We start from the raw sequence: 16147 nt of genomic DNA on the forward strand, positions 1-16147 counted from the left end.
GGATCCGTCCGCGTCGCGAGGATCCTTCTCATATGTTGGCGATCAGAGGCTGCAACCGATTTGTAGCTGGTCGCTCGGCCTGGGGCGGTGCGACCCCTTTAGGTAGACCGAAAGGGCGGAAGGCTCTGATGTCCAACGACGTAACGAACAGCGACGGCGGGGCCCCGACGGCCCCGTCGACGAGCAGGCGGCGGGCCCTCCTGGTCGCCACCGGCGTGGCCGGACTGACCGGCGTCGTCGGGCTGGCGGCGCTCGGTGGCCTCGCGGCCCGGGACAACGACAAGTCCGACACCCCGAACCGCGTGGCCGAGAACCGCGCGGCCGCGCCGCAGCACGCCTCCGACGCCGACAAGGGCGACCACGAGGACGGCAAGGACGGGGACAAGGGCAAGGGCGAGGACGGTCGGGACCGCGGTGAGTGGGACGCCGACGGCGGGGACCACGGGAAGGTCCGGGAGGTGCCGTGTGACGACGACGAGCTGGTCGAGGCGCTCGATCTGGCCAACCGGGATCACGGCGGCACGCTGAAGCTGGCCGAGAACTGCACCTACGAGCTGGGCGAGAAGGACCGCAAGTTCGGCGCGGCCCTGCCGGAGATCAAGCAGGACATCACGATCAAGGGCAACGGCTCGACGATCAAGCGCGACGCCGAGGACACCTTCCGGATCTTCCGGGTCGTCGACGGCGGCGACCTGACCCTGAAGGACCTCACCGTCAAGGGCGGCAACGCCACCGCCTTCAAGTACGGCGGCGGCGGCCCGAGCAACGGAGGCCCGAGCAACGGCGGCCCGAGCAACGGCGGCCCGAGCAACGGCGCTCCGGGCAACGGGGCTCCGATGGCGCCGGCCGTCATGGGCGCCTCCGTGCTGGCCGTCCCTGGCGCGCCGGTCGCGGGTTCGGGGTCGCAGGGCTCGGGGTCGCAGGGCTCGGGGTGGCAGGGTTCCGGATCGCAGGGTTCGGACTCGCGTGACGGCGACAAGCGCGACGAGAAGAAGGGTGAGGGCGACGGCGGTGCGCTCCTGGTCGAGCGCGGCGGCAGCGCCCACCTGATCAAGGTCAAGCTCACCGACAACAACGCCGAGGAAAACGGCGGCGCCATCGCCAACTTCGGCCGCGTGCACCTCGAAGACAGCAAGGTCGAGAACAACCACGCCCGCCAGGACGGCGGCGGCATCTTCAACCGCGGCGTGCTCAAGGTCGAGGAATCCCACATCGACGACAACACCGCCGGCGGCAACGGCGGCGGCATCGCCAACGGCAACGGCAACAACGACAAGAACAACCACGACCCGCACAGCTACGGCCAGAACAACAACGGCCAGAGCTACGAGCAGAACAGCTACGACAGCAACAGCTACGACAAGGACAAGGACAAGGACAAGGACAAGGACTTCAAGCACGACGACGAAGCCGGCACCGTCGAAATCCTCGGCTCCGTCAAGGGCAAGGACACCGTCCAGAGCACCCTGTCCAACAACCGCGCCGGCAAGAACGGCGGCGGCCTGTTCAGCTCCGGCGGCTTCGTCACCATCACCTTCACCGCCATCACCAGCAACACCGCCTGCGAGAACGGCGGCGGCATCTACGCCGAGAACACCGCCCTCAAGCTCGACCACGTCCACGTCGCCAAGAACCACGCCGACGGAAACGGCGGCGGCATCGTCAACACCGGCGGCAAGGACAGGAAGAAGGACTGGTCCTCCAACGGCGGCGACAACGAGGAGCGCGACAACAAGCAGCGCGACAACAAGGAGTCGGACGCCACCGCCACCATCTCCGACAGCACCATCGTCGACAACACCGCCAACCGCTTCGGCGGCGGCATCTTCAACGGCGAATGGCTCGTCAAGGTCGAAGACGGCTTCACCGAGCGCAACGACAGGGACAAGGACGACAACGCCACCCTCACCCTGCGCGACACCGAAATCAAGAACAACACCGCCCTCAACGGCGGCGGCATCTTCAACAACAAGGGCAAGGTCACCCTGACCAAGACCCGCGTCACCAAGAACACCGCCACCGACACCGGCAAGCTGCACCGCGTCGCCGGCGGCATCCTCAACAACGAGGGCAAGGTCAAGCTCGACGACAAGTCCACCATCACCAACAACGACCCCACCAACTGCGCCAACACCGTCAAGGACTGCTTCAACTGAACCACCACATAACCCGGGGAGTCCCTTTCCGCCGCGCCACGGCGGGGAGGGGCTCCCCTGCCCCCCGCGTCACCACCGGCTGGCCCTGCCCCCTTTCGGGCCCTCCGTGGCAGCCGGCGGCCTTACGCCTCCGCGAGCCCTCTTCGCCAGGCGGACGCCCTCCCGCCCCTGCGGTGCCCTCTGCGTCCCGCCGCGCCGCCCACCCCCTTATGCGGGTTTTTTTCGCATATGGGCACGAGGCGAAGAACCTTCTCATACGTTGGTCTTCAGCAGCTACAACCGATTTGTAGCGAAGGCCGCCTCGCCGTGGCGAAGCGACCTTGTCAGGTACAAGGAGAGGGCAGAGAGCTCCGATGTCCAACTACCTTCGCAATAACAATGACGCCACCCGCGAGACGACCTCCCCGCTCCGGCGCCGCCGGCTGTGGCTCGCCACCGGCGTCGTGGGCCTGACCGGAGCGGTCAGCCTCGCGGGTGTGGCCTACGCGACCACCGGGGTCACGGGCCCGCACCGGCTCGCCGACGTGAAGTGGTCGACCGCCCAGCTCACCAGTGACGACGCCGAGGGTTCGGACGCCCGGGACGACGAGCACGGCCGGGACGGCAAGGACAAGGACGGGGACAAGGGCAAGGACGGCCGGGACCGTGGTGAGTGGGACGCGGACGGCGGGGACCACGGGAAGGTCCGTGAGGTGCCGTGTGACGACGACGAGCTGGTCGAGGCGCTCGATCTGGCCAACCGGGATCACGGCGGCACGCTGAAGCTGGCCGAGAACTGCACCTACGAGCTGGGCGAGAAGGACCGCAAGTTCGGCGCGGCCCTGCCGGAGATCAAGCAGGACATCACGATCAAGGGCAACGGCTCGACGATCAAGCGCGACGCCGAGGACACCTTCCGGATCTTCCGGGTCGTCGACGGCGGTGAGCTGACCCTGAAGGACCTCACGGTCAAGGGCGGCAACGCCACCGAGTTCAAGTACGGCGGCGGCGGACCCCAGGTCCCGGGTGGGTCGCAGGGCCCCTCCGCGCCGGGCAACGGCGCTCCGGGTGGCGCGCCGGGCAACGGCGCTCCGGGTGGCGCGCCGGGCAACGGCGCTCCGGGTGGCGCTCCGGGCAACGGCGCGCCGATGGCGCCCGCCGCCCAGACCGCGCCGGCCGCTCCGGCCGCCCCGGCCGTCATGGGCGCTCCGACCGGCACCGCGGTGCAGGCCGCGCCGGTCGCGCAGGGCGCCCCGTTGGCCCAGGGTGCGCCCGGGGCCCAGGGTGGGCCGGTGGCGATGGACTCGGGTCCGCAGGGTTCGGGGTCGCAGGGTTCGGGGTCGTGGGACGGCGACAAGGACAAGGACAAGGACAAGAAGGGTGAGGGTGACGGTGGTGCGCTGCTGGTCGAGCGTGGCGGCAGCGCCAACCTGTTCAAGGTCAAGCTGACCCACAACAACGCCGAGAAGAACGGCGGCGCCATCGCCAACTTCGGCCGCGTCCACCTCGAAGACAGCAAGGTCACCGACAACCACGCCCAGGAGGACGGCGGCGGCATCTTCAACCGCGGCGTACTCAAGGTCGTGGAATCCCACATCGACAACAACACCGCCGGCGGCAACGGCGGCGGCATCGCCAACGGCAACGGCGACAACACCAAGCACGACCCGTACGGCCAGAACAGCAGCGAGCAGAACAGCTACGACAAGAACAAGGACAAGAACAAGGACAAGGACAACCGCAAGCACGACGAGGAAGCCGGCACCGTCGAAATCGTCGGCTCCGACCACGGCAAGGACGCCGTCCGCAGCACCCTGTCGGACAACCGCGCCGGCAAGAACGGCGGCGGCCTGTTCAGCTCCGGCGGCTTCGTCACCATCACCTTCACCGCCATCACCGGCAACACCGCCTGCGAGAACGGCGGCGGCATCTACGCCGAGAACACCGCCCTCAAGCTCGACCACGTCCTCGTCGCCAAGAACCACGCCGACGGAAACGGCGGCGGCATCGTCAACACCGGCGGCAAGCACTGGGGCTACCCCAACGACAAGCAGGACGCCACCGCCACCATCTCCGACAGCACCATCGTCGACAACACCGCCAACCGCTTCGGCGGCGGCATCTTCAACGGCGAATGGCTCGTCAAGGTCGAAGACGGCTTCACCGAGCGCAACGGCAAGGACAAGGACGACAACGCCACCCTCACCCTGCGCGACACCGAAATCAAGAACAACACCGCCCTCAACGGCGGCGGCATCTTCAACAACAAGGGCAAGGTCACCCTGACCAAGACCCGCGTCACCAAGAACACCGCCACCGACACCGCCAAGCTCCACCGCGTCGCCGGCGGCATCCTCAACAACGAGGGCAAGGTCAAGCTCGACGACAAGTCCACCATCACCAACAACGACCCCACCAACTGCGCCAACACCGTCGAAGACTGCTTCAACTGAGCAGCGGTCGGCGTACGGATCGACGCACAGGGCCCGGCCCCCTGCCACTTCGTGGCAGGGGGCCGGACCGTCGTCGGTGTCAGTTCTGGACGAAGACCGCCACACTGCGCGCCGGCACGGTGAACGTGCCACCGGCCCGGTCGAAGGACGCCGTCCGGAGCACCGGATCGGCGGAGTTCCGCAACACCGGGTGCAGCGTCACGTCCGCCCCGCGCAGGCCGGTGACGGTCTGCGTCGCCGTGTCCGGGGTGCCGTTGAACACCACGGTCACCGACGTCCACTTCCCACCGAGCCCGCGGGCGTCCAGGGTCATGGTGATCACGCCCGGGGTCTCCCGGTCGCCGGAGAGCGGGAAGGCGACCCGCTTCTGCACCTGGTCAGCGGTGGCCAGCCCGAAGACCGGCGAGGAACGCCGGATGGTGAGCAGCTCGGCGTACCGGGCGTCGGCCAGGTTGATCGCCGCGCAGTCCGGCACGAGCTTCGGGTCGGCCAGCAGCGGCTTGGCGTACGGCCACTTGTCCTTGTTGTCCTGCTCGGGTGGCAGGCCGGCGCCGAAGCCGTTGCCCTGGGCGCAGTCCCACCGGATCTGGTTGAACCAGTCACCGGAGTTGAACGAGTTGCGGTCCAGCGACTTGGAGCGCAGCCGCTCCGAGCCGGCCGTCACGAACCCGGTCCCCTGCCCCATCACCACGGTGCTCAGGGCGAGCACCTGCATGCGGGCCCGGTCCTGCGCCGAGGTCCCCTGCGGCAGCTTGTATGCCAGCGCGTCGTAGAGGATCTCGTTGTCGTGGGCGTCGACGTAGGTGACCGCCTCGCCCGGCGCCGCCGTGTAGCCGGCCGGCGAGCCGTTGTAGTCCACCTGCGCGCCGGTGACGGGCCGGCCGGACGAGTCGGTGAACCGGTAGCCGCGCAGGTTGCCGGCCAGCCCCACCTTGATGAGGTCCTGCTGGTGCAGGAGCCGGGCCTTCTGCTCCGCGGCCGTGCCGTTGACGTCGTCCCCGTTGGGGTCGGTGAAGAGTCCGGACGCGAAGCCCTGGATGCGGGGGTTGCCGTCGAAGGGGCCGCCGCCGCGTACGGCGTCGCGGAGCCGGTCGTTGAAGGTGCCGATGCCGGTGCCGGCCATGTTGGCCTGGGTGGCCTGCACGAACCGGGCGCCGTCGGCGACCTCGCCGAAGTTCCAGCCCTCGCCGTAGAGCAGGATCTTCTTCCCGTCCACCCCGTCGCGGGCCATGGTCAACTTGTCCAGGGCGGCGCGGACGGCCAGGATGTTCGCCTTCGGGTGGTGGCCCATGAGGTCGAAGCGGAAGCCGTCCACCTTGTACGCCTTCGCCCAGGTGACCAGGGAGTCCACCACGAGCTTGCCCATCATGGCGTGCTCAGGAGCGGTGTTGGCGCAGCAGGTCGAGTTGGCGACCGCGCCGTCGTCGAGCAGCCGCTGGTAGTAGCCGGGGACCACCTGGTCGAGCACCGACTTGGGGTCGGTGCCGGCGGCCGAGGTGTGGTTGTAGACGACGTCCATCACCACGCGCAGGCCGGCCTGGTTGATCCCGGCGACCATCTGCCGGAACTCGGTGGTCCGCTTCGCACCGTTCGGGTCGACGGCGTAGCCGCCCTCGGGCACGGTGTAGTGCAGCGGGTCGTACCCCCAGTTGTAGCCGTCCTTCTCGGCCACCGCCGCGACGCACTTCTGCTGCTCGTCGGAGTCCGGCGGCAGCGCGGCCAGGTCGCAGGCGGGCTGGGCCTGGTCGGCCCGCTTCTCGGGGATGGTGGCGAAGTCGAACGCGGGCAGCAGGTGCAGGTAGTTGACCCCGGCGTCGCCGAGCGCCCGGAGGTGCTTCATCCCGGCCGTCTTCGGGTCGGTGAAGGCCAGGTAGGTGCCCCGCTGCTCGGCCGGCACGGTGCTGTCGGCGATGGAGAAGTCGCGGACCGACAGCTCCTGGATCTGCGCCTTCGCCGACGGCACGGCCGCCGGCTTGCGCAGGTTCACCCAGCCGGCCGGGGCCAGCGCCGGGTCGGCCAGGTCGACGATCTGGCTGTGCGTCGAGCCCGGCGTGAGCGCCAGCGAGTAGGGGTCGGTCACCGCGGCGGTGACCACCTTCTGCGCAGCCGGCTGCCACGCCTCGACCTGGTAGCGGTAGTACTTCCCGGTCCAGCCCTTCGTGCCGCGCACCGACCAGACGCCGGTGGTGTCGTCGCGTCTCATCGACACGGTGGCCGGCTGGGCCGTCGGCGAGTCGAAGAGCTGGAGCGCGACCTTCCGGGCGGTCGGCGCCCAGACGGCCAGGGTGGGCACCGTGCCGGCGAACGTCGGGCCGAGCTTCGCGCCGGTCGCGGCCCGGTAGACGTCGTCGAGCACGCCGGGGATCTGCACCCCGGTGGCGCCGAGCAGGTGGCCCTCGGCGTCCCGCTCGGTCACCACGAGCTGGCCGCGCAGCGCCGCGGGCACCTTGGCCAGGTCGGCGCGGTCCAGCGTGAACGCGCGATGGGCCCAGAGCTGCGGGTACGCCTGCCGTTGCGCCTCGGTCAGCCCGTTGCGCGCCGCCCGCAGCGGCAGGGTGGTGTACGTCCCGGTCAGCTCGCCGTCGGCGATCGCGAGCCCGCCGGCCGGGGCGGCCACGAGGGCGTACCGCTTGCCGTCGGTCGGCCCGGTCTGCCAGGCCACGGTGGACCGGTCGATCCACTGCGCCTTCTGCTTGGTGATGTCGAGGTCCTTCGCGACGCCGGACGAGGTGGGCGGCAGCAGCCGGCCCTTGACCCCGGCCAGCAGCCAGATCTCGTGGCCGGCGGTGGTGAGGTCGAGCCGCTGGTCGTCCGGCTGGTCCTTCTCGTCGCCCTTGTGCAGGATGTAGTTCAGCCCGGTCGCGCCCGCGGCGAGCGGCACCCGGAAGACGGCGCCGTACGCGTCGATCTTCTCCGGCTTGAGGGGGTTGCCCCAGTCGGTCGGGTTGGCGGCGCCGTCCCAGAGGTGCAGGCCCCAACCGTCGTAGTTGCCGTCGGCCTTGCGCCAGTGGATGACCGCGGTGTTCTGGTCGACCGGCGGGTCGGGCTCGCCGGTGGCGGCCTGCCGGGTCGGGTAGAGGGCGGGGTCGCCCTGCTTGACCCAGACCTCGCCGGTCTGCGTCACGTCGATGGTGCGGTCGTTGGCGACGTCCTTGTTCCCGTCCTTGTCGACCACGAGGAAGCCGACCGACTTCGCGCCCGGCTTCAGTTTGACCCAGGCGAACCGGCCGTAGGAGTCCTCACCCGCGAACGGCTGCCCCGTGGGCCACTCGGTCTGGTACGCCGGGTCGATGTCGCCCCAGGCGTAGAGACCCCAGTCGGCGTACCCTCCGGCCGGACGCTGGTAGTGCACGACCGCCCAGTCCCGGGACGCGCTCTGCGCCGGGGTGCCGACGACGCCGGTGGTACGCGCGGCGGCCACGCGGCCCTTGCCGTCGCGGACCACGGCCTTGTACTCGACAGTCGTCCCGCCGGCCAGGCCGGTCAGGTCGTGGTGGACGGTGTACGGCGCCTTGTGCGCACTTCCCAGCAGGGTCCACCTGCCGCCCGGCACCCGGGCCGCGAAGGTGACGGTGGCCAGGGGGTCGCCGGTGACCTGCGCGGTCACGGCCGTCCTGGCGGCGACCGGGGCGTCGCCCGGCTCGGTGAGGGTGATCGTCGGGGTGGTCCCGGCCGGCGGGATCGCCCGGTCGGCCCTGAGCACCACGGCCGACATCGCCGGCACGGTCACGCCCAGCTTGCCGTCGGCGCCGGCGGCCGCGGTGGCGGCGCCGCCGTAGACGCCGGTGAAGGTGGCGCCGGCCGACCAGGTGTCCACGGTGACAGTCTGCGCGGTCGCGGCGTTGTTCACCGCGACGACGTACTCGGTGCGGTCCTTCGGGAGGACGCGGGAGAAGGCGAAGACGCCCGGGCCGTCCGCCGCGTACCGGGTGACCTGGATGCCGTCGCGCAGCGCGGGGTGGGCCTGCCGCAGCTTGCCCAGCTCGGCGATGGTCCGGTAGAGCGGGTGGGTGGTGTCGTACTGGTCCCTCGCGTGGGTGCGGGTGGTGCCGATCAGGTCGTCGTCGAGGTAGTCGGCCGTGCGGCTGGCGAACATGTCCTGCCGGGCGTCCTTGTCCCCGCCGGGGCCGGTGAAGCCCTGCTCGTCACCGGAGTAGACCACGGGCTGGCCGCGGGTGAGGAACATCAGCTGGTGGGCGAGCTGGTCGCGGCGGAGCTGGCTGGCGTCGTCACCGCCGGCGGCCGCGACGAACGAGCCGATCCGGCCCATGTCGTGGTTGCCGAGGAAGGTGGTCAGCCGGTTGGCGTCGGTGTCGCGCGCGGCGTAGAGGTCGTCCTTGGCGTACACGTCCGCCAGCGCCCGGGCCGAGCCGTCCGCGGCGGCGTAGCCCCGCGCGGCCTCCTGGAAGGAGAAGTCGAGGGTGGCGGGCAGGCCGCCCTGCCGCACGTAGGTCGACTCGACCTCCTGGTCGGCGCTGTAGACCTCGCCGAACATGAAGAAGTCCGGCTTGCCGGCCTTGGCGGCGGCGGCGTCGATGCCGCGGGTGAACTGCGGCCAGAAGTCGAGGTTGGCATGCTTGACCGTGTCGAGGCGGAAGCCGTCGACGCCCGCCTTGCCGATCCACTGCGCGTAGATGTCGGTCATGCCCCGGACCACCTCGGGGCGCTCGGTCCAGAGGTCGTCGAGGCCGAAGAAGTCGCCGTACTCGCTGTTCTCACCGGCGAAGGTGGAGTCGCCCCGGTTGTGGTACATGGTCGGGTCGTTCAGCCAGGCCGGCACCTTGACCTTGGCGTCCGCGGCGGTGGCGAAGGTCGGGGTGTACGGGAACGACGTGCTGTCGACGCGCGGGAACGCCCGGGTGCCGTCGGCGTAGTTGCGGTCCTCGAAGGCCCGGCCCTGCGCGTCGGTGTAGGGGGACGTCTTCTTGTCGACGTAGCCGTACCGGTCCTCGGCGTACCGGATGACGTCCGCGGTGTGGTTGGCGATGATGTCCAGGTAGACCTTGATGCCCCGCTGGTGGGCGCGGTCGACGAGCTTCTTCAGTTCGGCGTTGGTGCCGAAGTGTGGGTCGACCTGGGTGAAGTCGGTGATCCAGTAGCCGTGGTAGCCGGCGGAGGCGTCCGCGCCGGTGCCCTGCACGGGTCGGTTCTTGAAGATCGGGGCGAGCCAGATGGCGGTGGTGCCGAGGCCCTGGATGTAGTCCATCCGGTCGATGACCCCCTTGAGGTCACCGCCGTGGTAGAAGCCCTTGTCCGCCGGGTCCAGGCCGGTGCGGAGCCGGTCACCGGTCAGCCCGCCGGTGTCGTTGCGCTTGTCGCCGTTGGCGAAGCGGTCCGGCAGGACGAAGTAGAACTGCTCGGCTTTGGCGGCACTGCTGCCGGCTTTGAGCAGCGCCTCGGCGGACGGCTCCCGGCTCCACTGCGCGGCGCCCGCGGCCGCCAGCACGTCCGGGGTGGCGGGCCGCTCGCTGCCGTCGGCACCCACCTGGTGGAGGGCCACCGGCACGCCGACGAGGGTGAGCACGAGGGAGGTGGCCAGGGCGGCCAGTGCCTTGCGAGATATCGGCGGGGGTTTCATCGACGGCCTTTCTCTGGTCGCTGATTCGCCCGCACGCTAGCCCTCGCCGAAACATTCTGCAATACCTTGCAAACCAAGTCGCAACAAAGCAGCCATCTTGCGAAACACGGCAGCGCACGCCGCGCCGGGCGTGAACCGAGGCGATGGGTCAGAGGCCGGAACAGGCGGCGCCGTCGACCGCGCAGCTCGACGGCCGGGTCGTCCCCGTCCGCTCGAAGTGGAACTGCAGCGCCACCGACGCCCCGGGCGCCAGGTCGACACCGCTGCGATAGGTGAGGACACCGTCGGTGAACCGGCCGCTGCCCTGTTCGGCACCGCTCACCCAGGCGGCCACGAGACGGCCCCGGGGGAAGGCAATTCGCACCGTCCAGCCCCGCGCCGTGCCGGCGGTGTTGACCAGGCGCACCTCGCCGACGAAGCCGCCGTCGAAGCTGCTCACCACGCCGTACCGGCCGGTGACCGGAGCCGGGGCCGGGGCGGGCGGCGGCGGCGCCGGCCGGCTGCCGGTGCCGCCCGCGCTGGGCGACGGGCGCGGCGTCGGCCGGGCGGGAAGCACGGTGGACCGGGGAGACAGCCCGGGCACCACCGGCCCGGCGGCGGACGCGGGCGGCCGGGTGGTCCCAGCCGGCGCGGTGGGCGTGCTGACCGCCACCTGGGGCAGCGACATCGTCGGGTCCGGCGGCGGGGCCTCGGCGAACGTCCGCCGCCCGCGCACCGAGCCCAGCGCCACGACCAGCAGCACCACCATGACGATCACGCCGATCGAGACGACGATCCAGGGCGACGAGGTGATGGCGGCGCCGGGTGACGGGCGTGCGCGTCGCGTGCCGGGCATGGCCCCTCCCCCCTGTCGGTCTCGTCGGGGAGCGTAGCGACCGGGGGAAGTGCCGGAAAGCGCGCGGTCCACAACGGGTGATCACGCGCCGCGGATCAGGTCCGTCGCCACGGCCCGCACCCGACACGTCGCACCGCGTCGTCGGCTACGCTGTCCGGGCTCGGCGATGGGAACTCCTCAATGGCTCGAATTCGGGCGAGGTCGCATACATCCGCCCGCACTGTCCATCATGGAGAGCTGCTCGACGGGCACATGCCCCGACAACCCCTCCCCCACTCGGAGCAGCTCCATGCAGATTGCCAGCGCACCAACCGGGCTCATCCGCAAGTCCCTCGGCACCGGCGCCCTGTTGGTGTTCAGCGCGACCGCCTCCTCCCCGATGGCCGTGCTCGCCGGCGCGATCGTCGCCACGTACGCCTCGACCGGCGTCACCGGCACACCGCTCGGCTTCCTCGTGATCGCCGCCGCGTTGCTCTTCTTCTCCGTCGGCTACCTGGCGATGGCCCGCTACGTCTCCAGCGCCGGAGTCTTCTACGCGGCTCTGGCGGCCGGCTTCGGACGGTTCTGGGGCGTGGTCGCCGCACCCGTCGTGCTGCTCGGCTACAACGCCATCCAGATCTGCCTGTACGGGCTGCTCGGCGCGGTGGTCAGCGACAGCCTGGGCGGCCCGTGGTGGGCCTGGGCCCTGGCCGCCTGGGCCGGGGTCGCCCTGGTCGGCGTCCTGAAGGCGCGGATCAGCGTCGGCCTGCTGGGCGCGGTGCTGGCCGCCGAGGTCGTGGTGATCCTGCTCTTCGTGCTCACCTCGTTCACCCATCCGGCCGGCGGCTCGGTGAGCTTCGCGCCGCTGGCGCCCGGCAACCTGCTGGTCCCCGGCATCGGCGGTGTGGTCGCCTTCTGCGCGGCCTCGTTCGTGGGCTACGAGTCGGCCGCCGTCTACTCCGAGGAGGCCCGGTCGCCGCAGGCCGTGTCCCGGGCGGCCTACTCGGCGCTGATCCTGCTGGGCGTCCTCTACGCGCTCGCCGCGTGGGCCATGGCCGTGGCCGTCGGGCCCGACCAGGTCGTCGATCGGTCCCGCGACCCGGGCGCCGGGCTGCCGTTCTCGATCCTGGAGGCGCACGTCAGCCCCGTGCTCGGCGGCGTCGCGACGATCCTGGTGGTGACCAGCGTGTTCGCCGCGATGGTGAGCTTCCACAACTCGATCGCCCGGTACGCCTTCAGCCTGGGCCGGGAGCGGGTGCTGCCGGCGGTGTTCGAGCGGGTCGGCCGGGGCGGCGCGCCGGTCGCCGGGTCGGTGCTCCAGTCGGCGATCGCCCTGCCGGCCGTCCTGGTCTTCGCGCTGACCGGGGCCGACCCGGTCGCCACCATGTTCAGCTGGCTCTCCGGCGTCGCCGCCATCGCGGTGCTGCTCATGATGGCGGTCACCTCGGTCGCCACGATCGCCTTCTTCCGCAGGGGCGGCGGCAGCCTGGAGAGCGCGTGGCAGCGTACGGTCGCGCCGGCCATCGGGGCCGCACTGGTCGGCGCGGCCCTGCTCACCACCCTGGTGAACCTCTCCGCCGTGCTCGGGGCGCCCGCCGACTCCACGACGACGTGGTGGGTCCCCGGCGCGGTGGCGGCCGCCGCGGCCGTGGGGCTGGTCTGGGCGACCGTCCTCCGGGCCACCCGCCCCGAGGTGCTGGAGAACGTCGGGCAGGGCCAACGGCGCCCGCTCGCGGTGATCGAGCAGGACCTGGTCGGCCGTTCCCTGTAGGACACCCCGGACGCCGCCACGGCCCGCCCGGGAAGTCCGGGGCGGGCCGTCGGCGGCTCAGCGGCGGCGCCGGCCGCCGGTGGCGGCGACCGCCGCCGCCTTGCGCTCCTGACCGGCCCGCACCAGCCGGTTGAGGTGCCGCAACGCGCGCCAGGCCGGGTCGACCTGCTGCTCCGGGGTGAGCGGGAGCCAACAGCGGACCTCCACGCCCCCGCCGCTGAAGTGCGGGCAGGTGGAGTGCACCTCGACCTGCTCGTGCGCCCGCGCCGGCCGCTCGACCACCAGCAGGTGGTCGTCGAACATCACCACCAGGTTCCGGCCCGGAATGCCCATCCCGCCGGCGCCGGGCGACTGGGCGCCGGCCAAGCTGCCGCTGCCGAGCAGGGTCGACACCGAGACCCCGACGTAGCGGGCCTCGGCGGGCATCGGCTCGCCGGCCTGGGTCATCTGGGCCACCGGGTCGAAGACCCCGTCCCCGGCCAGGTAGCCCTCGGCGATCTCGCACAGCTCGGCGAGCAGCGACGGGAGGTCCTGCACCTCGTCGCCGTCCCGGAACAAGCGGGAGGCCGCCCTGATCTCGTAGTAGGGCCGGCGCGGGTCGGCGAACCGGGGATCCAGGCTGGCGTAGAGGAAGACGAGCGCGTGCGGCCCGACCGGGCTGGTGCGGCGCAGGTCCCAGTAGTGCGAGGCGTGCAGGGCGTTCGCGTACTGCACGCGGTGCACCACGGCCTGCCGGATCTGGTGGTGGACCGCCTGGTTCGCGTAGCCGTCGATCGTCGGCGCGGACGCGTCGCCCGGCGACCAGCTCGCCGGGGCCGGTCGGGCGGTGGCGTACCCCGCCGTGTCCGGGGCGTGGTAGTCCCGGGATGTGGCCGGGTAGGCCGGCACGGGGGCACCGCGATCCGGGGCCGCCGTGGCGCCCAGCCCGGAGATCCGGGCCGCCCGGCCCGCACCGGGCGCCTCCGGCGGGGCGAACCGGGCGGCGCCGACACGGCCGGCGGTCGGGGCGCCGGGGGCGCGGAACGGTGGGGCGGGCGGGTACGGCGGCCGGTCGGCCGTGCCGCCGTTCCAGGTGTCCTCACGGGGCGGGCGCGGCAACGGTGACCGGTGGTCCTGCGACACGTGGCAGCTCCTGGCTGACGGGAATGAGCCCGGCCGATGATTTCACTGAGTACACGCGTTATCAACTGTCCGCAAGCATTTGGGCACCCGGTCCGCTGACTGATCACTCAGTCTGAGGCGGCGTCCACCGTGGTCGGATGTGGCGGCACGAGCACGCCTTCACGGTCGTCTTCCCCACCCCGCCCCCCGACCGTGACGGCGAAGTGGGTGCTGGCCAGCAGCGCCGGCCGCGTTCAGGCGGTGCGGATGACGGTGCAGATGGCCGGGCCGTCGTCGGTGGCCCGCAGCAGGTAGCGGTAGCGCTCGCCGGGCACCGACCGGCCCTGGCTGTCCAGGAACTCCCAGCGCACCGCCACCTCGCTGAGCAGCGCGGAGACCTGCTGCACGTCCTCGATCAGCGCGTGGGCGGCGACCAGTTCCCGCTCCTGGTAGTCGGGGGCGGCGCCGACGAAGCTGAGCGCCACGGCGGCCGGCGAGGCGAACGAGAAGCTGTACGTGTCGGCGACCACCAGCCCCGGCAGCGCGTAGCAGCCGGCGATGGCGGGCACGTCGGCGGTGGTCAGCGCCACGCCGTACCGGTCGAAGAAGTCGGCGAGCGTGTCGAGGTCCGTGGAAGCCGTCACGCCCGTCTCCATTGCCGGACGGCGGGCCCGGCAAACCTGGTCAGCGGGGTGGGATGTGTACCTCGATCTCCGCCCCGAGCTGGGCGCCGCCCGCGAGGTCGAGGTCGTCGCCGCTCCAGAACCGCCCCGGGTCGTACCAGTTGGGCCGGCGGCCCGCGGGCAGCAACCCCATCGCCTCGTAGGTCACGGCCACCACCTCCGCGCAGTACGCGGTCTCCAGCGCCCGATCGCGGACCGGCACACCGCCACCGTCGGCCCTGGAGGGTCGGCCGGGACGCAGGTTCGGCACCCGGCCGCGCGCCCAGCGCCAGGCGAGCTGCGCCGTGGACGGGAACGGCGTGCCGTCGAGGCGGGCCACCGTCCGCAGCACCGCCTCCTCCATCGTGGTGTCCGCCGGCGGTTCGAGCTGGCGCAGCCAGGCCCGCTGGCCGTACCGATTGGCCCACACGCAGACCGCGTCCCGCAGGTCGTGCAGCTGCACGCCGCGCTGGTGGGTGCCGGTCCACAGGTCCGGCAACGAGCGGCCCAGCTCGGCGTGCCACATCAGCGGCGGCATGTCGTCCAGCACCACGGCCATGCCCACGTGGTTGACTGGGCTGTTCGTAGTGAGCTGGATGGCGCGGTCCGGCACGCTGCGCCCGCGGAAGACCCACAGGTCGCCGGTGCGGGTCAGCTCCACCGCCTCGTCCAGGCTGATGCTCATGGAGGATCACCCTATGCCGAAGCGGCAACGGATGCGGTGGTGGAAGCTGCTCGGCCTGGCCGGCCTCGCCGGTGTGGCGGCGACCGGTGTGGTCGTGGCCCGGGCGGAACGGCGGCGCCGGGCGTACACCCCGGAGGAGATCCGGGACCGGCTGCGCGAGCGGCACGCGAAGGCCGGCGACCGGCCCTCCTGACCCACCGCTGGCTCACCGGTCGCTGCGGCGCACCGCCTCGTCCAGGGCCTCCGGGGTACGACCGACCAGCGCGCTGCCGTCGTCCAGCAGCAGGATTGGGCGCTGGATCAGCTCGGGGTGCGCGACCATCGCGGCCACCCAGCGCGGCTCCGTGGCGTCGTCGCGGGGCCAGTCCGCCATGCCCAGCGCGGTCGCGGCCGGCTCGCCGGTGCGGCAGATGTCCCACGCCCGGGCGTCCAGCCGGCGCAGCACCTCGGTCAACTCCGCCGTGCTCGGCGGCTCCGCCAGGTACGCCCGCAGCCGGTAGGGCACCCGCGCCTCGTCCAGGGACGCACGGGCGGTGGCGCACTTCGAGCAGGACGGGTTGTTCCAGATCTCCATGCCCGACATGGTGGCACGCCCCCACCCGCGTTGATCAAGAAGTTTGCGTCGGGATTCGGCCGGAACGCGACGCAAACCTCTTGATCAACCCCGCTGGGAAGTCTCCAAGATCGGCGCCGGGGACTTGCGTGCCCTGGGATGGGTGTCCGTTTTGCGCCGAACAGTTGCGCCGAGGTGTCCGGTTTCGGGCGGTTGTCGCGGGTGGTCGGCGCCACCGTCGGGGCGGAATCATGGCGGGGGCGGGGTCGTTGTACATGGCAGACCGCGGAGCAGCCCGCCCCCGAGCGAGCCAGCCCCGGTCGGAATGACCGGCCCCCGCCGGTCGTTACATACCCCGGACCGCGCACCACTGGTCCGCGCCGGCCAGTCAGGGA

Annotated in this window: 10 protein-coding genes; 4 read left to right on the forward strand and 6 right to left on the reverse strand. The window is 71.6% G+C overall.

Translation table 11 applies throughout. The features are described 5' to 3' along the window. Positions 1–32: 32 nt before the first annotated feature. Both ABZS80_RS23665 and ABZS80_RS23670 read left to right on the forward strand, forming a co-directional pair. The gene (locus ABZS80_RS23665; RefSeq protein ID WP_355059042.1) at positions 33–2156 is read left to right on the forward strand and encodes a hypothetical protein; all 2124 of its coding nucleotides are present in this window, start codon (positions 33–35) and stop codon (positions 2154–2156) included. A 353-nt stretch (positions 2157–2509) separates the two neighbouring features. Continuing rightward, positions 2510–4588, forward strand: coding sequence for a hypothetical protein (locus ABZS80_RS23670; protein ID WP_355059044.1), 2079 nt, complete (start codon positions 2510–2512; stop codon positions 4586–4588). A 79-nt stretch (positions 4589–4667) separates the two neighbouring features. Here the strand turns inward: ABZS80_RS23670 and pulA are convergent, their stop codons facing one another. Further along, positions 4668–10166 carry a pullulanase-type alpha-1,6-glucosidase gene (pulA, locus tag ABZS80_RS23675; protein WP_355059046.1) on the reverse strand — a complete coding sequence of 1833 codons (5499 nt, stop codon included), beginning with the start codon at positions 10164–10166 and terminating at the stop codon, positions 4668–4670. Positions 10167–10314: 148 nt separating this feature from the next. Next, positions 10315–11001, reverse strand: coding sequence for a cellulose binding domain-containing protein (locus ABZS80_RS23680; protein ID WP_355059048.1), 687 nt, complete (start codon positions 10999–11001; stop codon positions 10315–10317). 289 nt (positions 11002–11290) lie between these two features. On the opposite strand from ABZS80_RS23680, the gene ABZS80_RS23685 reads away from it, so the two are divergent. After that, on the forward strand, positions 11291–12751 hold the full coding sequence (locus ABZS80_RS23685; protein ID WP_355059050.1) for an APC family permease: 1461 nt from the start codon (positions 11291–11293) through the stop codon (positions 12749–12751). Positions 12752–12808: 57 nt separating this feature from the next. Here ABZS80_RS23685 and ABZS80_RS23690 read toward each other — a convergent pair whose 3' ends face one another. The 3 genes from ABZS80_RS23690 to ABZS80_RS23700 all read right to left on the reverse strand — a co-directional run bounded on the left by ABZS80_RS23690 (position 12809) and on the right by ABZS80_RS23700 (position 15199). Next, complete coding sequence (locus ABZS80_RS23690; protein ID WP_355059052.1) at positions 12809–13873, reverse strand: hypothetical protein; 1065 nt, start codon at positions 13871–13873, stop codon at positions 12809–12811. A 233-nt stretch (positions 13874–14106) separates the two neighbouring features. Continuing rightward, the gene (locus tag ABZS80_RS23695) at positions 14107–14496 is read right to left on the reverse strand and encodes a hypothetical protein (protein WP_151461981.1); all 390 of its coding nucleotides are present in this window, start codon (positions 14494–14496) and stop codon (positions 14107–14109) included. 40 nt (positions 14497–14536) lie between these two features. Further along, positions 14537–15199, reverse strand: a complete 663-nt coding sequence (locus ABZS80_RS23700) for a hypothetical protein (protein WP_355059053.1) — start codon at positions 15197–15199, stop codon at positions 14537–14539. On the opposite strand from ABZS80_RS23700, the gene ABZS80_RS23705 reads away from it, so the two are divergent. Continuing rightward, positions 15198–15392, forward strand: a complete 195-nt coding sequence (locus ABZS80_RS23705; RefSeq protein ID WP_192579771.1) for a hypothetical protein — start codon at positions 15198–15200, stop codon at positions 15390–15392. The genes ABZS80_RS23700 and ABZS80_RS23705 overlap by 2 nt on opposite strands. 12 nt (positions 15393–15404) lie before the next feature. Here the strand turns inward: ABZS80_RS23705 and ABZS80_RS23710 are convergent, their stop codons facing one another. Then, positions 15405–15773 carry an ArsC/Spx/MgsR family protein gene (locus ABZS80_RS23710; RefSeq protein ID WP_355059054.1) on the reverse strand — a complete coding sequence of 123 codons (369 nt, stop codon included), beginning with the start codon at positions 15771–15773 and terminating at the stop codon, positions 15405–15407. Between the last annotated feature and the right edge of the window lie 374 nt (positions 15774–16147).

This window comes from Micromonospora sp. NPDC005305 (assembly GCF_040607315.1).
GTDB lineage: Bacteria > Actinomycetota > Actinomycetes > Mycobacteriales > Micromonosporaceae > Micromonospora.